Source organism: Streptomyces sp. NPDC037054, assembly GCF_055606745.1.
Map to the genome: position 1 here is coordinate 93453 of NZ_JBVJSJ010000004.1, position 18037 is coordinate 111489.

The window sequence follows — 18037 nt, forward strand, 5'->3', positions numbered from 1 at the left end:
CACCGCCGCCGCACGGCGACTCGCCGGACGCGGGGCGCGAAGTACCCGACACGCGAGGCGCCATGACGAATCCGCCGGACCAAGTACCCGCCCTGTCCCGCGAGTTGCTGGTCCCCTACTACGAGCACCCCGCCGTCCGCCCCGCCGAGTGGGACGCGGTCGTCGCCGCCGCCCCGAGGCTGTACGGCGTCGTCCTCAACCCGGCCAGCGGCCCGGGCGAGCGCCCCGACGCGGCGTTCGCCGAGGTCGCGGCGCGCCTGCGGGCGGCGCGGGTGCGCGTCCTCGGCTACGTCGACACCGCCTACGGCCGCCGCCCCCACGACGACGTGGTCCGCGACCTCGCCCGGCACCGCGACTGGTACGGCACCGACGGCGCCTTCCTCGACCAGGCCGCCGCCGGACCCGGCGAACTCGCCCACTACCGGCGGCTCGCCGCAGCCGCCTCACGCGCCGGCTGCGGCACGCTCGCCCTCAACCACGGCACGCCGCCCCACCCGTCGTACGCCCGGATCGCCGACCTCCTCGTCACCTTCGAGGGCCACTGGCAGACGTACCGCGCACTGGACCGGCGGCCGTGGCCGGGCCCCGCCGACGCCCGGCCGTGCCACCTCGTGTACGGCGTGCCGCCCGGCGCCGACGTCGCCGCCCGGGCCCGCGCCCTGGGCGCCGCCGTCCACTGTGCGGTTCCGGGCGACGGAGATCATCCTTGGGGTACGTTGCCCCACACCCTGGAGACCGCCCGGTGAGACGCCCGCCCCTGCTCCCCGCCCTGCTGGGCGCCCTCGTCCTGCTCCTCGCGGGCTGCACCGACGACCCGGACGGCACACCCGGGGCGGGCGCCACGGACGCCACACCGGGGGCGAACGCCACGGACGGCGCCCGCTGGCAGCCGCGCCCCGGCACGCCCTGGCAGTGGCAGCTCAGCGGCCGTCTCGACACCTCCGTCGACGTGCCCGTCTACGACATCGACGGCTTCGACCACTCCGCGAAGACGGTCGCCGCACTGCACCGCGACGGCCGCAAGGTCATCTGCTACGTCTCGACCGGCGCCTGGGAGGACTTCCGCCCGGACGCCGACGACTTCCCCCGCTCGGTGCTGGGCCGCGGCAACGGCTGGCAGGGCGAACGCTGGCTCGACATCCGCCGCGTCGACATCCTGGAACCCCTCATGGCGGCCCGCCTCGACATGTGCCGCGACAAGGGCTTCGACGCCGTGGAGCCCGACAACATGGACGGCTACCGCAACCGCACCGGCTTCCCCCTCACCGCCGCCGACCAGCTCCGCTACAACCGCCTCGTGGCCCGGCTCGCCCACGAGCGCGGCATGGCCGTCGGCCTGAAGAACGACCTCGACCAGATCCCCGAACTCCTCGACGACTTCGACTTCGCGGTCAACGAGCAGTGCGCCCAGTACGACGAGTGCGAGACGCTCACCCCGTTCGTCGAGGCCGGCAAGGCGGTCTTCCACGTCGAGTACGAACTGCCGACGCGCCGCTTCTGCCCCGAGGCCGGACGGCTGGGACTGAGCTCGATGCTCAAGAGATACGACCTGGGGGCCTGGCGACGCCCCTGCTGAGCCCGCCCGCGCCGACCGCGAGGTCAGCCCAGCGCCAGGACCACGAGCGCCGTCGTCGCCGCCGTCTCCGCGAGGCCGCCGAACACGTCACCCGTGACGCCGCCGAAGCGGCGCGTGCAGTGCCGCAGGAGCAGTTCGGCCGCGCCGAGCGCGGCGAGCACCGCGAGCGCCGTACGGGCCATGCCGCCCGCGCCGCCGAGGAACGCGCCGGACGCCGCCGCGAGGACGGCGACGGCCAGGGCCACGCCCACCGCGCCGCGCACCGGCACCACCCCGGCGACGGCCGCCCCGAGCCCTTCCGGCCGCGCCGCGGGCACCCCGGTGCGGGCCGCCAGGGTGAGCGCGAGCCGGGCCACGGTGCCCGCGACGACGGCGGCGAGCGCGCCCCGCGGCCACGAGTCGGCGTACGCCTGCGTCAGCGCGGCGACCTGCGCGAGCAGCACGAACACGAGCGTGATCACACCGAACGGGCCGATGTCCGACTGCTTCATGATCCGCAGCGCGTCCTCGGCGGGCTTCCCGCTGCCCAGCCCGTCCGCGGTGTCCGCGAGCCCGTCCAGGTGCAGGCCGCGGGTGAGCAGCGCCGGTACGGCGGCCGAGGCGACGGCGGCGAGCGGCGCGCCGGCACCGAGGACCAGCAGCACCAGCCCGGCGGCGGCGGACCCGGCCCCGACGACCAGCCCGGCCAGCGGGGCGCACAGCATGCCGCCGCGCGCGGCCTCCCGGTCCCAGCGGGTCACCTTGACGGGCAGCACGGTGAGGGTGCCGAAGGAGAAACGGAGGCCGTCGGCCGAGGGGGTCCTGAACACCGGCGCAGAGTACCGGGCGGCCGGGCGAGGGCCCTCGGGAGGACCGTGGCCTACGCCTCGGTCCCCTTGCCCGCCTCGGCCCCGATGGCCCCCTCGGCGTCCACTGCCGTCTCCGCCTGCTCCGGCCGCTCTGGCTTCTCCGGCAGTTCCGGCAGTTCCGCCGCCAGGGCCGCCGCCGCCTGGACCAGCGGCAGGGCCAACAGGGCGCCCGCGCCCTCGCCGACCGTCACGCCGTGGGACAGCAGCGGCTCCAGCGCCATCCGGTCCAGCGCCTTCGCCTGGCCCGGCTCCCCGCTGTCGTGCCCGGCCAGCCACCAGTCCGGCGCCCGGAACGCGATCCGCTGGCCCACCAGCGCGCAGGCCGCGGTCACGACGCCGTCCAGGACCACCGGCATCTTCCGCACCGCGCTCTGCAGCAGGAAGCCCGTCATCGCCGTGAGGTCGGCGCCGCCCACCGTCGCCAGCAGGTGCAGTTGGTCGCCGAGCACCGGCCGCGCCCGGCGCAGCCCGTCCCGGATCGCCGCGCACTTGCGCATCCACGCGAGGTCGTCGATCGCCAGTCCGCCCCGCCCGGTCACCACCGACGCGTCCGTCCCGCACAGCGCCGCGACCAGCACGCCCGCCGCGGTCGTGCCGCCGACGCTGACGTCGCCGAGGACCACCAGGTCCGTGCCCGAGTCGGCCTCCTCGTCGGCCACCGCGACGCCCGCCCGGAAGGCGGCCTCCGCCTCCTCGGCGGTCAGCGCGTCCTCGATGTCGAGGCGTCCGCTGCCCCGCCGCACCCGGTGCCGTACGACGTCGGCGGGCAGCGTGTCCGGGTCGCAGTCCAGCGCCATGTCGACGACCCTCAGGGGTACTCCGAGCCGCCGCGCCAGCACCGACACCGGCCGGCCGCCGTCCAGGATCTCCCGCACCAACCGCCCGGCGCTGCCCGCCGGGCGGGCCGACACCCCGAGGCCGGCGACGCCGTGGTCACCGGCGAAGAGGACGACCCGCGGCCGTTCGACCGGACGCACCGGCACCGCGGACTGCGCCGCCGCCAGCCATTCGCCCAGTTCGTCGAGCCGGCCCAGCGATCCGGGCGGCACGATCTGGCGTTCCCGGCGCGCCTCCGCGTCGCGGCGCACCCCGCCGTCGGGGCGCTCGATCAGATCGGTGAAGTCGTCGAGATTCAGCGAGCTCATTCGCCGAACAGTACCGGCCCGGGTCGAACGGATCGCCGCCACATCGCCACCCCGTCGGGGCGACGTCGTTGCACCCAAGATCCGTATCCCATACGTTCCGGTTTGTCGTGGATCGCCGTTCGTCCCCGGGAGCCGCCATGCCGTCCGCACCGTTCCCCTCTCGGGCCGCCGACCGGCGCCGGGCGGTGGCCGACTCCGCCGAACCCGCCCACGCCGCCGCCGACTTCCACGAGCCGCGCCGCCCCGACTGCCCGTGGTGCGGCTCGCAGCGGCTCGGCCCCCGCCCGGCGCCACCGGGCCCGCGCCGCCTGCTCGACCGGCCGGCCGGCCCCGACGGTGGCCGGGGCGGCGGCGTCCCGTACGACGAGTGCGGGGACTGCGGGCACGTCTTCCTGAACCCGGGCCCCATCACCGAAGGCCTCGCCCGTCACCCCGACCCGTCCGTCGAGGGCCCTGCCCGTCACCCCGGGCCGTCCGTCGAGGGCCCTGCCCGTCACCCGCGTCCCCACGGCGAGGAGGCGCACATGGCCGTCCGCCTCCTCGCCGGCCACCTGGCCGCCCGTCGCCACCGCTCCGCCGCCCGCGTGCTGCCGCCCTTCCACGAGCCGGAGAGCTGGCTCGACGTCGGCACGGGGGACGGCCGCTTCCCGGCCGCCGCGCGGGAGTTCTTCCCGTACACGGCCTTCGACGGCGTGGACACCGACCGTCGGCTCCTGCTGCGGGCGCACGAGGCGGGCCACGTCGAGGAGGTCCACGTCGGCCGCCTGACGGACCCGCACATCGCGGCCCGGCTGCGCGCCCGCTACGACGTCGTCAGCCTGCTCCACCACCTGGAGGGCGCGCCCGACCCCCGCGCGGAACTCCACGCCGCCCTCGCGGTCCTCCGCCCCGGCGGCCACCTCCTGATCGACCTCACCGACCCGCGCGCCGGACGGTGGACGCCCCCCACCCGTCCCGGCCGTTCCGCGCGCCCCGCCCGCCCGCACCTGCCGCTCCCGGCGAACGTCGAGGCGGAACTCCGCGCCGAGGGCTGCCTGATCGTCACGCCGCCCCGCCGCCTGCCCCGCCCGCGGTGGACGTACCGGATCCTCGCCCGCCGCGGCTGACGGTCACCCCCGCAGCACCACCGCCTGGCCCGCGACCACCAGCACCACGTGCTCGCACTCCCCGGCGAACGCCGAGTTCAGGCGTCCCAGTTCGTCCCGGTAACGGCGGCCCGACGCGGTCGCCGGGACGATCCCGGACCCCACCTCGTTCGACACGGCGACGACCGTGCGCCGCGTCTCGCGCACCGCCCCGGTCAGCTCCCGCACCCGCTCCCGCAGCGCCCGCTCCCCGCCGTCCGCCCACTCGGCGTCGTCCCACGCCCCCACGGCGTCCATCGCGTCCGTCAGCCACAGCGACAGACAGTCCACGAGCAGCGGCGGCCCGTCGTCCTTCAGCAGCGGCACCAGGTCGCACGTCTCCACGGTCCGCCAGGACCCCGGCCGCCGCTCCCGGTGCGCCGTGACCCGCGCCGACCACTCGGTGTCGCCGTTGCGGGACCCGCCCGTCGCCACGTACAGCACGTCGGGGAACGCCTCCAGACGCCGCTCGGCCTCCACCGACTTCCCCGACCGCGCCCCGCCCAGCACCAGCGTCCGGCGCGGCACGTCGGGCACGTCCTCGTAGGCGCCGACGGCCAGCGTCACACCGTCCGGCACCGCCCGCGCCCCGGCCGCCGCGAGCCGCCGCCGCAGCTCGGGGCCCGGCGGCACGTCGTGGTCGAGGTGCACGGCGACGACATCGGTGGTCGGCCCGGCCGCGCCCACCGCCCGCAGCTTCGCGAGCCCGTCCGGCCGCCCCACGACGTCCGCGAGGACCATGTCGTACGGCTCGACGGGCTCCTCCAGGCCCGCGGGCGCGCCGCCCGGCGGCAGATACAGCAGCCGCTGACCGCCCGGCCCGGTCACGGCGTACCCCGTACCGGGCGCGTCCATCGCCACGGCCCGCACCCGATGCCCCGTCAGCAGCGCCAGCTCCCGCCCGTCCGGCACCCGCCCCGGCTGCGGCAGCCCCGCCGGCACCTCCACGGCGGGCCCGTCGTGCGGATGCGTGAGCAGCACCTGCCGTACGCCGCCGAGCGAGCGCCCCGCCCGCGCGGCGGCGAACGCCGCCCCGGGCGTGAGGTCCAGCAGCAGCGCCCCGTCCACGAGCACGGCGGTGGCCGCACGCGCGTCCCGGCCGAGGGCGGACGCGCAGGACGCGCAGGAACAGTCGGGGCGGGGAAGCCCCGCGGGAGCGCCGGTACCGAGCAGAGTGATGTCCACGCCCCTGATTTTCACGTGTCCGGGACGGTCTTGCGCGTCCGGCTAGGCTCTGGGCAGGAGCCGGACCAAGATCCGGCTTCTGTTCTGCCTGTGCTCAGACCTGGGAGGCGTACATGGCGGCATGGACGTGGCGGTTCGAGGCGGCCGACGGGACGGAGGTGCAGCCCGCGGTGCAGCCCGAGGAGTTCACCACGCAGGGGGACGCCGAGTCCTGGATCGGGGAGCAGTGGAAGGCACTGCTCGACGGCGGCGTGGACCAGGTGCGTCTGTTCGAGGACGCCACGGAGATCTACGGGCCGATGAGCCTGCACGCGAACGAGTCGTGACCCGCTGACACGCGGTGCGAACGGTGGAGGGGGGCGGCCCGCCGGCCGCCCCCCTCCACCGCCCCGTTCACCGTGTCCCGCTCAGTCGCGCACGCCGCACAGGTGCAGCAGCGCGGCCACCCCGCGGTACGGGTCCGTGCGCCCCGCCCGCTCCTCGACCGCGAGCAGCGCCGCCAGGTCGGCGGGCGGCGGCGCGCCCTCGGGAGCCGTGTCCGTGAAGACGCGCACCCCGTACCAGGTGTGCAGCGGCGCCCCGATGCCCGCGAGCGTCCCGGTCAGCTTGCCCAGCCGGTCGGCCCGCAGCTCCGGCACCGCGCGGACCGGCGCTCCGCCGTCCGGGCGGACCCGGGGATGCGGCAGCCGGTCGGCCGTGTCGAACGCGGCCAGCGCCCCGGCCCAGTCGCCGGACAGGCCGGGCCGCATCGCGAGCGCGTCGCCGTTGCACACCACCAGCGACAGCAGCCCGCCCTGCGCGAGCATCCGCGCGAGCCCGGCCAGCAGCGGGTCGGGCTCCTCGACGTGCATGAGCACGCCGTGGCACAGCACCACGTCGAAGCTGCCCGGCAGGAAGTGCACGCCGGTGTCGCGGCCGTCGCCCTCGATGATCCGCATCCGCTCCCGGATGCCCTCGGGCTCGGCGGCCAGCGCGGCACGCGCCGCGGCGATCAGCGCCGGGTCCTGTTCGAGGCCGGTGACCTGGTGCCCGGCCCGGACCAGCCGCAGCGCCTGCGTGCCCCGGCCCATGCCGACGTCGAGCACCCGCAGCCGGCGCCCGACCGGGAACCGTCCGGCCAGCTGCTCGTCGAGCTGCCGGGCCACCAGTTCCCGTCGTACGACGTCACGCAGTCCTTCCGGACCGCCCGGCGCGGCGGCCTCGGCCGCCGGCCCCCCGCTGAACGACGTTGTGCTCAGGGCCGCTCTCCGCGCTTGACCTGCGGCTTCGGCAGCCGGAGCCGGCGCATCTGCAGCGAGCGCATCAGCGCGTAGGCGACCGCGCCGCGCTTGTTCTCGTTCGGGAAGCGCTCGGCCAGCTGCTTCTTCAGGCGGAAGCCGGTGACGACGGAGTCGAGCACGATCAGCACGATCACCACGAGCCACAGCAGCAGCGCGACGCTCTGCAGCGAGGCCACCCGCACCATGCTCAGCACGAGGATGACGACGGCCATCGGCAGGAAGAACTCCGCGATGTTGAACCGGGAGTCGACGAAGTCGCGCGCGAAGCGGCGGACCGGGCCCTTGTCACGGGCCGGCAGATACCGCTCGTCGCCGCTGGCCAGCGCCTGGCGCTGACGCTCCAGCGCGGCACGGCGCTCCTCGCGCTGCCGCTTCGCCGCGTCCTTGCGGGACATCGACGTATTGGCGACGCTGCGGCGCTGCGACTGGGCCTGGCTGCGCTTGGGCGTGGGGCGGCCCTTGGGGGCCTCCGGGTGGCGGACACTCTTGGAGTCGGTCACCGTCGCGTTGTCGGCGGACGATGCCTTCTCTTCCTTGGCACGGCTACGGAACACAAAAGCCAAGGGTACGGGGTGGTGGCGCATGGACCCCAGTCCCGTGGGGAACGATCCGGCAACACCAGTCGTCTCTATCTGGACAGAAGGGGACGGCACCGGACAGCGAGTACGGGGACCACCTACTCCCTGCGCCGGACGACCGCGGTGGTCAGTCGTCCTTGGGGATGAGCGCATCCGTCCCCTAACAGTGCGGTAATGGATGCAGGGCCCGTACTGTGGGTTCTGTCGCAGGTGCTGGAGTGGAGTCCGTCAGAAGGGGGCGCGCGAAGCCCATGAGCGGTGTCATGAAGCGTATGGGGATGATCTTCCGCGCGAAGGCGAACAAGGCCCTTGACCGGGCCGAGGACCCGCGCGAGACCCTCGATTACTCGTACCAGAAGCAGCTGGAGCTGCTCCAGAAGGTGCGCCGCGGCGTCGCGGACGTCGCCACGTCGCGCAAGCGCCTCGAACTCCAGCTCAACCAGCTGCAGTCCCAGTCGTCCAAGCTGGAGGACCAGGGCCGCAAGGCGCTCGCGCTGGGCCGCGAGGACCTGGCCCGCGAGGCGCTCTCGCGCCGCGCCGCCCTCCAGCAGCAGGTCACGGACCTGGAGACCCAGCACGCGACCCTCCAGGGCGAGGAGGAGAAGCTCACCCTCGCGGCCCAGCGCCTGCAGGCCAAGGTCGACGCCTTCCGCACGAAGAAGGAGACGATCAAGGCCACCTACACGGCGGCCCAGGCGCAGACCCGGATCGGCGAGGCCTTCTCCGGCATCTCCGAGGAGATGGGCGACGTCGGCCTGGCGATCCAGCGGGCCGAGGACAAGACCGCGCAGCTCCAGGCGCGGGCCGGCGCGATCGACGAACTCCTCGCCTCCGGCGCCCTCGACGACCAGTCCGGCATGCACAAGGACGACATCCAGGCCGAGCTGGACCGGCTCTCCGGTGGTACGGATGTAGAGCTGGAACTGCAGCGCATGAAGGCCGAGCTGGCCGGCGGGAGCGCCGGCGGGCAGCAGGCCATCGAGGGCGGCAACGGCCAGTCGCAGTCCCAGCAGCAGCCGCAGGACACCCCGCGCTTCGACAAGCAGTAAGCACCGGCCGGGGCCCACGCCGAGGAGGGCGACATGATCGTACGGATCATGGGGGAGGGACAGGTGAGGCTGGCCGACAGCCACCTCGCCGAACTCGACAAGCTGGACGACGAACTCCTGGCCGAGATGGAGAACGGCGACGGCCCCGGCTTCCGCCGTACCCTCCAGGCCCTCCTCGCCGAGGTCCGCGCCCTCGGCGACCCCCTGCCGGACGACTCCCTGGAGCCCTCCGACCTGATCCTCCCGTCCCCGGACGCCACCCTGGACGAGGTCAGGGAACTGCTCGGGGACAACGGCCTCATCTCCTGAGTCCCTCAGCCGGCCACAGAGCGGCCCCGGATCCGTACAGTTGGCTGGCGTGACCTCCCTCGACCGCGCCAGACGTCGACTCAAGGCCCACCCCATGGCGCTGGACGCGGCCATCGCGGCCGGTGTGCTCGCCTGCATGGTCGCCGGGTCGTTCGTCGAGCCGCACAGCGGCAACCGCATCATCTGGGCCGTGCGCACCCCGGACGTGCTGAGCCTGGTGCTCATGGCCCTGTGCGCCGCCGCGCTCGTGCTGCGCCGCCGCGTCCCGCGGACGGTGCTCGCCTTCACCGGCACCCTGTCGATCGTCGAGTTCGTCACCGGCGACCCCCGGGCCCCCGTCGCCATGTCCGCCGTCGTCGCCCTCTACACGGTCGCGGCCTCCACCGACCGCCCCACCGCCTGGCGCATCGGCCTGCTCACCATGTCCGTGCTGACCGGCGTCGCCATGATCGCCGGCCCGCTGCCCTGGTACGCGCAGGAGAACCTGGGCATCTTCGCGTGGACCGGCATGGCCGCCGCCGCCGGAGACGCCATCCGCAGCCGCCGGGCGTTCGTGCAGGCCGTGCAGGAGCGCGCCGAACGCGCCGAACGCACCCGCGAGGAGGAGGCCCGCCGCCGCGTCGCCGAGGAACGCCTGCGCATCGCCCGGGACCTGCACGACGTGGTCGCCCACCACATCGCCCTGGTCAACGTGCAGGCCGGCGTCGCCGCGCACGTCATGGACAAGCGGCCCGACCAGGCCAAGGAGGCCCTCGCCCACGTACGGGAGGCCAGCCGCTCGGCGCTGAACGAGCTGCGCGCCACCGTCGGCCTGCTCCGCCAGTCCGGCGACCCCGAGGCCCCCACCGAACCGGCGCCGGGCCTGGACCGCCTCGACGAGCTCGTCGGCACCTTCCGCAGCGCCGGACTCCACGTCGAGGTCGCCCGCGCCGACCAGGACACCACCCTGCCCGCCGCCGTCGACCTGGCCGCGTACCGGATCATCCAGGAGGCCCTCACCAACGTGCGCAAGCACGCGGGCGGAGAGGCGAAGGCGGAGGTCAGCGTCGTCCGCGTGGGACCCAGCGTCGAGATCACCGTCCTGGACGACGGGACCGGCGAGGAGGAGCGCCCGGAGTCCGGCGGCGGGCACGGGCTGCTCGGCATGCGGGAACGCGTCACCGCCCTGCGCGGCACCCTCACCACCGGGCCCCGCTACGGCGGCGGCTTCCGCGTCCATGCGATCCTGCCGCTCAAGGCCCGCACGCCCGCCGCGCAAGACACCGAGCCGTCCAGATGACCGCAGCACCCGGGGGACCCCGCATGACGATCCGTGTCCTGCTCGCCGACGACCAGGCACTGCTGCGCAGCGCGTTCCGGGTCCTCGTCGACTCCGAGGCCGACATGGAGGTGGTCGGCGAGGCCTCCGACGGCGCCGAGGCCGTGCGGCTGGCGAAGGAGCGGCGGGCCGACGTCGTCCTGATGGACATCCGGATGCCCGGCACCGACGGCCTCGCCGCGACCCGCCTGATCAGCGCGGACCCCGACCTCGGCCACGTCCGCGTGGTCATACTCACCACCTTCGAGGTCGACGACTACGTCGTGCAGTCGCTGCGCGCGGGCGCCTCCGGCTTCCTCGGCAAGGGCTCCGAGCCCGACGAACTGCTCAACGCGATCCGCGTCGCGGCGGGCGGCGAGGCGCTGCTGTCGCCGGCCGCGACCAAGGGCCTGATCGCCCGCTTCCTCGCCCAGCGGGACACCGACGACGACCGCGACCCGGCCCGCGCCGAGCGGCTGGACGCGCTGACCGTCCGCGAGCGCGAGGTGCTGGTGCAGGTCGCGGGCGGCCACTCGAACGACGAGATCGCCGAGCGCCTGGAGGTCAGCCCGCTCACGGTGAAGACGCACGTCAACCGGGCCATGGCCAAGCTCGGCGCCCGGGACCGGGCCCAGCTCGTGGTGATGGCGTACGAAACCGGCCTGGTACGTCCAAGGGTGGACTGATCCCGGTACGGCCCTACTGCGCCCGCAGTACGCGCCGGACGGGGAAATGGCCCTGCGGGCCGGGAAACCACGGCCCGGCGTGGCCCAGGGTGGAGGAGGCGGGCTCGGCATGCCCGCGCCTTCGTGCTTCTGCCGCTCCGCTTCCGGAAGCGCGCACGCTCCCAGAAGCGCTTTTTGCCGCTCCACAGAAGAGAGACCCTGACCCATGTCCTGGCTGTCGAGATTCAGCCTCGCGCAACGGGCCCTGATAGGCCTGATGTCGATCGTCGCGCTCGTCTTCGGCGCGATCGCGATCCCGCAGTTGAAGCAGCAACTCCTGCCGACCATCGAGCTGCCCATGGTGTCGGTGATCGCCCCGTACCAGGGGGCGTCCCCGGACGTCGTCGAGAAGCAGGTCGTCGAGCCGATCGAGGACAACCTCGAGGCCGTCGACGGCATCACCGGCGTCACGTCGACCGCCAGTGAGGGCAACGCCGTCATCATGGCGTCCTTCGACTACGGCAACGACACCGAGCAGCTCGTCGCCGACGTCCAGCAGGCCGTCAACCGGGCCCGGGTGATGCTTCCGGACGAGGTGGACCCGCAGGTCGTCGCCGGCTCGACGGACGACATCCCGACCGTCGTCCTCGCCGTCACCTCGGACAAGGACCAGCAGGCCCTGGCCGACCAGCTCGACCGGACCGTCGTCCCGGACCTGAAGGACATCGACGGCGTCGGCCAGGTCACGGTCGACGGCGTCCGCGACGTCGAGGTCACGATCACGCCCGACGACGCGAAGCTCGCCAAGGCCGGTCTGACCACGCAGGCCCTCGCCGAGGCCCTCCAGGCGGGCGGCGCGACCGTGCCGGCGGGTTCCTTCGACGAGGGCGGCGCCAACCGCACCGTCCAGGTCGGCGGCGGCTTCACCTCGCTGAAGCAGATCCAGGACCTCGCGGTCCGGGGCGAGGACAGGAAGCCGGTGCGTCTCGGCGACGTCGCGACCGTCGCGCGGGAGGAGGCCAGGGCCGACTCCCTCACCCGCACCAACGGCCGGCCGAGCCTCGCCGTCGCCGTCACCATGGACCACGACGGCAGCGCGGTCGCCATCTCGGACGCCGTCCAGGACATGCTCCCGGGCATGCGCGAGGACCTCGGCTCCGGCGCCACGCTCACCGTGGTCAGCGACCAGGGCCCGGCGGTGTCCAAGTCCATCGAGGGCCTGACCACGGAGGGCGCGCTCGGCCTGGTCTTCGCCGTCCTCGTCATCCTGGTCTTCCTCGCGTCGATCCGCTCGACGCTGGTGACGGCGGTGAGCATCCCGCTGTCCGTCGTGCTCGCGCTGATCGTGCTGTGGACGCGGGACCTGTCCCTCAACATGCTGACGCTGGGCGCGCTGACCATCGCGATCGGCCGCGTCGTCGACGACTCCATCGTCGTCCTGGAGAACATCAAGCGGCACCTCGGCTACGGCGAGGAGCGCCACGAGGCCATCCTCAAGGCGGTCCGCGAGGTCGCGGGCGCGGTCACCTCCTCCACCCTCACCACGGTCGCCGTGTTCCTGCCGATCGGTCTGGTCGGCGGCATGGTGGGCGAGCTGTTCGGCTCGTTCTCCCTGACGGTGACGGCCGCGCTGCTGGCGTCCCTGCTGGTGTCGCTGACGGTCGTGCCGGTGCTGTCGTACTGGTTCCTGCGCCCGCCGAAGGGCACCCCCGAGGACGCCGCCGAGGCGCGCCGCCTCGCCGAGGAGAAGGAGGCCCGGAGCCGTCTGCAGCGGATCTACGTCCCCGTCCTGCGCTTCGCCACCCGCCGCCGGCTGACCAGCCTGCTGCTCGCGGCCGTGATCCTGATCGGCACCTTCGGCATGGCGCCGCTGCTGAAGACGAACTTCTTCGACCAGGGCGAGCAGGAGGTCCTCACCGTCAGGCAGGAGTTGGAGCCGGGCACCAGCCTGGCCGCGACCGACGCCGCGGCGCGCGAGGTCGAGAAGACGCTCGACGGCGTGGACGGCGTCGAGGACTACCAGGTCACCGTCGGCTCGTCCGGGTTCATGGCGGCGTTCGGCGGCGGCACCGACACCAACCAGGCCTCCTACCAGGTGAGGCTCAAGGACTCCGCGTCCTTCGAGGACGTGCGTCAGGACATCGAGGACGGGCTGGAGAAGCTCGACGGCGCCGGCACCACCACGGTCGCCGCCGGTGACGGCTTCGGCAGCCAGGACCTGAGCGTCGTCGTGAAGGCGGCCGACGCCGAGGTGCTGCGCACGGCGGCCGACCAGGTCCGCGACGCGGTGGCCGGACTGGACGACGTCACCGACGTCACCAGCGACCTGTCGCAGAGCGTGCCCCGCATCTCGGTCCGCGCCAACTCCAAGGCCGCGGCGGCCGGTTTCGACGACCGGACGCTCGGCGCGGTCGTCGCGGGCGCGGTCCGCGGCACCCCGGCCGGCAAGGCGGTCCTGGACGACACCGAGCGCGACCTCGTCATCCGCCCGGCGAAGCCCGCCAGGACGCTGGAGCAGCTGAAGAAGCTGCCGCTCGGCCCGGTGAAGCTCGGTGACATCGCCACCGTGAAGCTCGTGGACGGCCCGGTCTCCATGACCCGCATCGACGGTCAGCGGGCGGCGACGATCACCGCCCGGCCGACCGCCGACAACACGGGCGCGGTGAGCGCCGAACTCCAGTCGAAGATCGACGCGTTGAAGCTCCCGGCGGGGGCCACGGCGGAGATCGGCGGCGTCTCCCAGGACCAGGACGAGGCGTTCGCGAACCTCGGCCTCGCCATGGTGGCGGCCATCGCGATCGTGTTCATGCTGCTGGTCGGCACGTTCCGTTCGCTCGCGCAGCCGCTGATCCTGCTGGTGTCCATCCCGTTCGCGGCGACGGGCGCGATCGGCCTGCTGGTCGCCACGGGCACGCCGATGGGCGTCCCGGCGATGATCGGCATGCTGATGCTCATCGGCATCGTCGTCACGAACGCGATCGTGCTGATCGACCTGATCAACCAGTACCGCAAGCAGGGGTACGGCGTCGTCGAGGCCGTCGTCGAGGGCGGCCGGCACCGGCTGCGGCCGATCCTCATGACGGCCCTGGCGACGATCTTCGCGCTGCTGCCGATGGCGCTCGGCGTCACCGGCGAGGGCGGCTTCATCGCGCAGCCCCTGGCGGTGGTCGTGATCGGCGGCCTGGTCACGTCGACGCTGCTGACGCTGCTGCTGGTGCCGACGCTGTACGCGATGCTGGAGCTCCGCAAGGAGCGCCGGGCGAAGAAGCGCGCGGCGAAGCGGGACAAGCGGCGCGCGGCGCCGGAGGAGTCGACGCCGGAGCCCGCCGGGGTCTAGCCCGCCCGGCCGACATGCGAGGGGCCCCGCCCCCGAGCGCCTCACGGCGCCGGGGGCGGGGCCCCTCGCACGGTCGGGACCGCCGCTACGGCAGCGCGAGCATCCGCTCCAGCGCCAGCTTCGCGAACGCCTCCGTCTCCTTGTCGACCTCGATGCGGTTGACCAGCTTGCCGTCGGCGAGGGACTCCAGCGCCCACACCAGGTGCGGCAGGTCGATGCGGTTCATCGTGGAGCAGAAGCAGACCGTCTTGTCGAGGAACACGATCTCCTTGCCCTCGGGGGCGAAGCGGTTCGCCAGCCGCCGGACCAGGTTCAGCTCCGTGCCGATGGCCCACTTGGAGCCGGCCGGGGCCGCCTCCAGCGTCTTGATGATGTACTCCGTCGAGCCGACGTAGTCCGCGGCGGCGACGACCTCGTGCCGGCACTCGGGGTGGACGAGGACGTTCACGCCCGGGATGCGCTCGCGCACGTCGTTCACGGAGTCCAGGCTGAAGCGGCCGTGCACCGAGCAGTGGCCGCGCCACAGGATCATCTTCGCGCCGCGCAGCTCGTCGGCGGTGAGCCCGCCGTTCGGCTTGTGCGGGTTGTAGACGACGCAGTCCTCCAGGGACATGCCCATGTCGCGCACGGCGGTGTTGCGGCCGAGGTGCTGGTCGGGCAGGAAGAGGACCTTCTCGCCCTGCTCGAAGGCCCAGTCCAGCGCGCGGCGCGCGTTCGAGGACGTGCAGATCGTGCCGCCGTGCTTGCCGGTGAAGGCCTTGATGTCGGCGGAGGAGTTCATGTACGAGACGGGCACGACCTGCTCGGCCACCCCGGCCTCGGTCAGCACGTCCCAGCACTCGGCGACCTGCTCGGCCGTCGCCATGTCGGCCATCGAGCAGCCGGCGGCGAGGTCGGGCAGCACGACCTTCTGGTCGTCGGACGTCAGGATGTCCGCGGACTCCGCCATGAAGTGCACGCCGCAGAACACGATGTACTCGGCCTCCGGGCGCGCGGCGGCGTCCCGGGCCAGCTTGAAGGAGTCGCCCGTGACGTCGGCGAACTGGATGACCTCGTCGCGCTGGTAGTGGTGGCCCAGCACGAAGACCTTGTCACCGAGCCTCTCCTTGGCCGCCCGGGCGCGCTCGACCAGGTCCGGGTCGGACGGCGAGGGCAGGTCGCCGGGACACTCCACGCCGCGCTCGCTCCTGGGGTCGGCCTCACGGCCGAGGAGCAGCAGGGCGAGGGGCGTCGGCTGTACGTCGAGCTCCTGGGTCTGGGCGGTGGTCACGACACGCACCCTTTCTGTTCTGCGGCGACTTTTCGTCGATTTGACGCTATCTATCATAACCGCTTCACGTCAGTTTGACGATGGCCATAGCGTCCATGTGACGTGAATCCCGGTGGGCGGCGATTCATTCCCCGAAGAGGCGTTTTCCGCTTGCGGCGGCGTGTGCGAGCATGAAGACGGAGCCCGAAAGACACGAGCCCGGCCCGGAATGAATCCGCGGCCCCGCCGGTTGCAACCGTCGGCAAGCAGTCTCCGTACAACCCGGGAGAGATGTAGATGTCCGTATCGGACGAGACCACCACCGTCACCGACGGCATCATCCTGACCGACGCCGCCGCGGCCAAGGTCAAGGCGCTGCTCGACCAGGAAGGCCGTGACGACCTGGCGCTGCGCGTCGCCGTCCAGCCCGGCGGCTGCTCCGGCCTGCGTTACCAGCTGTTCTTCGACGAGCGTTCCCTCGACGGCGACGTGGTCAAGGACTTCGGCGGCGTCAAGGTCGTCACCGACCGGATGAGCGCCCCGTACCTGGGCGGCGCCACCGTCGACTTCGTGGACACCATCGAGAAGCAGGGCTTCACGATCGACAACCCGAACGCGACGGGTTCCTGCGCCTGCGGCGACTCCTTCAACTGAGTCCCGGCACGCACGGCACGCACGACGAAGGCGGCGCCCCCTCCGCGGAGGGAGCGCCGCCTTCGTCATTCCCGCACGGGCCTACGGGCCGGAAACGGCTCAGCGCGCCTGCGGCAGCCGCGCCCCCGGCTTCTCCAGCGGCACGCCCTTGCCGTCCGCCCCGACCACCGCGCGGTCGCCGAGCGGCTCGTCCAGCGTCACGGTCCGGTGCTGCACCTTGGCGATCATGATGCACACCTTGCCCGGCCGGGGCGTCTCGGTCACCTTCACCGTCACCTTGCCGCCGCTCTCGCTCGCCGTCGCCGCGTAGTCCGAGCAGACCCCGCCCGTGAAGCGCACGGTCAGCTCCCGGCCCTCCGCGGTGTAGCCCTCGACGTCGACGTCACGGGGCTTGCCCGTGCGCTCCTCGTCCGGCCCGGTCGGCCGCGGGCTGGGCCGCTCCGCCGGCTCCTCGGGCGGCGCGGGGGAGGTGAGGTACTGCGGGTCGACCGCCGTGTGGGTCACGGTGAACGGGTCCTTCGCGCCCGGCGCCCGCACCTCGAACAGCCAGGACGGCACCAGCGCCTGCCGGCCCGACACGAACTGCGCGGCCAGCCCGAACACCGCCTTCTCGACCGTGATCGTCTGCGGCTTCGCCTCCGGGCTCGCCAGATCGGAGCCCGGCTCGCACGGCGCCTGCGACCCGTCCCCGTGCGGCACGGGGCTCGCGCAGCCGCCGATCCCGACCTGGCCGCCGCCCTGCGCGGCGTTCAGCAGGTCCAGCGTCCGCCGCGCGTCCAGCACGGGATACGTGTCGCTCTTGACCGGCGCCTTCAGCTGACCGCTCGCGCCGACCACCTCGCCGTTCGCGCCCACGGTGACGCCCGTGCTCCAGCCGTACGTCGGCAGCCCGCCGACCAGCGGCTCGGCGTTCACGACCCGGTTGGCGCCGGCGACCTGGCCCGCGGCGATCTTCGCGTCGTCCTGGCCCACCGCCTTCAGCACCGGCGCCGCCGCCTTCCGCGCGGCCTCCTCGCCGACCGGGTCGACCGTCGCGCCGCCGCCCGCGCCCGGCTCCGACGCGCACGTGAGCTTGCCCTTGCAGTCGTCGGTGCCCGGCGCGTACCGGTGGAAGGTCCAGCCGCCCGGCGCCTGCCGGTTCACCTGGAGGCTCGGACCCGCGCCGTCCTTCGCGCCGACCTTCCAGGCCTGGCCCTCCGCCACCGGCGTCCCGTCCACGCCCAGCGCCTCGGCCAGCCGGACCACCTCGTCCTTGGTGACCTGCCCCGACGTCCGGTACACCGGCGCCGAGCCGGGCCCCTTCGGCAGCGCCCCGTCCGCCCGGTACACGGCGCCGTACGGATTCGGCTCGCCCGGCGCGACGCCGGGGCCGCTCGCCTCGTGGCCGTCCAGGGGCAGCGGCGGGGGAGTGTCACCGCCGGGCGCCCCCGCGGCCGCCTTGTCGTCCGAACCGCCGGACGTGCTCGCGGCGAGGTACGCCCCGCCGCCGCCCACCACCAGCACGGCCGCGGCGACCGAGGCGACGATCACCGGCGTACGCCGGGCCGCGCGGCCGGCGCCGCTTCCGTCACCGTCGTCCCGAGCCCCGCCGGGGCCGGACACGCCGGCCTCCTCGGCGCCGGACTCGGCCGCGGCGTCGTCGTTGTCGGGTCGCTCGGTGTTCACCGCATCGCTCCTTCGGCTGCACAGCTGTCACGGGGGACAGCGATGGGACGCGGCGGGGGAGCGAGCGGTTCCCTCG

The 18037-nt window shown here is 73.9% G+C and carries 17 protein-coding genes; 10 read left to right on the forward strand and 7 right to left on the reverse strand.

Features of this window, described 5'->3' with window-relative positions:
• The first annotated feature begins 62 nt into the window (after positions 1-62).
• Positions 63-746, forward strand: coding sequence for a spherulation-specific family 4 protein (locus tag ACZ7D7_RS11330; protein ID WP_470823796.1), 684 nt, complete (start codon positions 63-65; stop codon positions 744-746).
• The gene (locus ACZ7D7_RS11335) at positions 743-1576 is read left to right on the forward strand and encodes an endo alpha-1,4 polygalactosaminidase (RefSeq protein WP_470823797.1); all 834 of its coding nucleotides are present in this window, start codon (positions 743-745) and stop codon (positions 1574-1576) included. The genes ACZ7D7_RS11330 and ACZ7D7_RS11335 overlap by 4 nt, the downstream gene beginning before the upstream one ends.
• Positions 1577-1599: 23 nt before the next feature.
• Here ACZ7D7_RS11335 and ACZ7D7_RS11340 read toward each other — a convergent pair whose 3' ends face one another.
• Positions 1600-2385 (reverse strand): adenosylcobinamide-GDP ribazoletransferase, encoded by a 786-nt coding sequence (locus tag ACZ7D7_RS11340; RefSeq protein WP_470823798.1) that lies wholly within the window; start codon positions 2383-2385, stop codon positions 1600-1602.
• Positions 2386-2435: 50 nt separating this feature from the next.
• Entirely contained in the window at positions 2436-3569 is a 1134-nt protein-coding gene (gene cobT / locus ACZ7D7_RS11345) for a nicotinate-nucleotide--dimethylbenzimidazole phosphoribosyltransferase (protein WP_470823799.1), read from the reverse strand.
• A 137-nt stretch (positions 3570-3706) separates the two neighbouring features.
• On the opposite strand from cobT, the gene ACZ7D7_RS11350 reads away from it, so the two are divergent.
• Positions 3707-4675, forward strand: a complete 969-nt coding sequence (locus ACZ7D7_RS11350; protein ID WP_470823800.1) for a class I SAM-dependent methyltransferase — start codon at positions 3707-3709, stop codon at positions 4673-4675.
• Positions 4676-4678: 3 nt separating this feature from the next.
• Here the strand turns inward: ACZ7D7_RS11350 and ACZ7D7_RS11355 are convergent, their stop codons facing one another.
• The gene (locus ACZ7D7_RS11355; RefSeq protein WP_470823802.1) at positions 4679-5878 is read right to left on the reverse strand and encodes a bifunctional adenosylcobinamide kinase/adenosylcobinamide-phosphate guanylyltransferase; all 1200 of its coding nucleotides are present in this window, start codon (positions 5876-5878) and stop codon (positions 4679-4681) included.
• A 113-nt stretch (positions 5879-5991) separates the two neighbouring features.
• Between ACZ7D7_RS11355 and ACZ7D7_RS11360 the strand changes: the two genes are divergently transcribed.
• Entirely contained in the window at positions 5992-6204 is a 213-nt protein-coding gene (locus ACZ7D7_RS11360) for a hypothetical protein (RefSeq protein ID WP_470823803.1), read from the forward strand.
• A gap of 81 nt (positions 6205-6285) precedes the next feature.
• On the opposite strand, the gene ACZ7D7_RS11365 is transcribed toward ACZ7D7_RS11360, so the two are convergent.
• Both ACZ7D7_RS11365 and ACZ7D7_RS11370 read right to left on the reverse strand, forming a co-directional pair.
• Positions 6286-7023 (reverse strand): class I SAM-dependent methyltransferase, encoded by a 738-nt coding sequence (locus tag ACZ7D7_RS11365; RefSeq protein WP_470823804.1) that lies wholly within the window; start codon positions 7021-7023, stop codon positions 6286-6288.
• Between the two features lie 89 nt (positions 7024-7112).
• Entirely contained in the window at positions 7113-7742 is a 630-nt protein-coding gene (locus tag ACZ7D7_RS11370; protein ID WP_470823805.1) for a DUF3043 domain-containing protein, read from the reverse strand.
• A gap of 266 nt (positions 7743-8008) precedes the next feature.
• Here ACZ7D7_RS11370 and ACZ7D7_RS11375 point away from each other — a divergent pair, with 266 nt between their 5' ends.
• The 5 genes from ACZ7D7_RS11375 to ACZ7D7_RS11395 all read left to right on the forward strand — a co-directional run bounded on the left by ACZ7D7_RS11375 (position 8009) and on the right by ACZ7D7_RS11395 (position 14393).
• Positions 8009-8785 (forward strand): PspA/IM30 family protein, encoded by a 777-nt coding sequence (locus ACZ7D7_RS11375; protein ID WP_470824247.1) that lies wholly within the window; start codon positions 8009-8011, stop codon positions 8783-8785.
• Between the two features lie 33 nt (positions 8786-8818).
• A complete protein-coding gene (gene pspAA, locus ACZ7D7_RS11380; RefSeq protein WP_470823806.1) occupies positions 8819-9094 on the forward strand; it encodes a PspA-associated protein PspAA in 276 nt (91 codons plus the stop codon).
• A gap of 49 nt (positions 9095-9143) precedes the next feature.
• The gene (locus tag ACZ7D7_RS11385; RefSeq protein WP_470823808.1) at positions 9144-10373 is read left to right on the forward strand and encodes a sensor histidine kinase; all 1230 of its coding nucleotides are present in this window, start codon (positions 9144-9146) and stop codon (positions 10371-10373) included.
• A gap of 23 nt (positions 10374-10396) precedes the next feature.
• A complete protein-coding gene (locus tag ACZ7D7_RS11390; RefSeq protein ID WP_470823809.1) occupies positions 10397-11077 on the forward strand; it encodes a response regulator in 681 nt (226 codons plus the stop codon).
• Positions 11078-11282: 205 nt separating this feature from the next.
• A complete protein-coding gene (locus tag ACZ7D7_RS11395) occupies positions 11283-14393 on the forward strand; it encodes an efflux RND transporter permease subunit (protein ID WP_470823810.1) in 3111 nt (1036 codons plus the stop codon).
• 85 nt (positions 14394-14478) lie between these two features.
• On the opposite strand, the gene nadA is transcribed toward ACZ7D7_RS11395, so the two are convergent.
• Positions 14479-15663 carry a quinolinate synthase NadA gene (nadA, locus tag ACZ7D7_RS11400; protein WP_470823811.1) on the reverse strand — a complete coding sequence of 395 codons (1185 nt, stop codon included), beginning with the start codon at positions 15661-15663 and terminating at the stop codon, positions 14479-14481.
• A gap of 276 nt (positions 15664-15939) precedes the next feature.
• Here nadA and ACZ7D7_RS11405 point away from each other — a divergent pair, with 276 nt between their 5' ends.
• A complete protein-coding gene (locus ACZ7D7_RS11405) occupies positions 15940-16296 on the forward strand; it encodes an iron-sulfur cluster assembly accessory protein (protein ID WP_470823812.1) in 357 nt (118 codons plus the stop codon).
• A gap of 99 nt (positions 16297-16395) precedes the next feature.
• On the opposite strand, the gene ACZ7D7_RS11410 is transcribed toward ACZ7D7_RS11405, so the two are convergent.
• Positions 16396-17961, reverse strand: coding sequence for a hypothetical protein (locus ACZ7D7_RS11410; protein WP_470823813.1), 1566 nt, complete (start codon positions 17959-17961; stop codon positions 16396-16398).
• Positions 17962-18037: the final 76 nt, after the last annotated feature.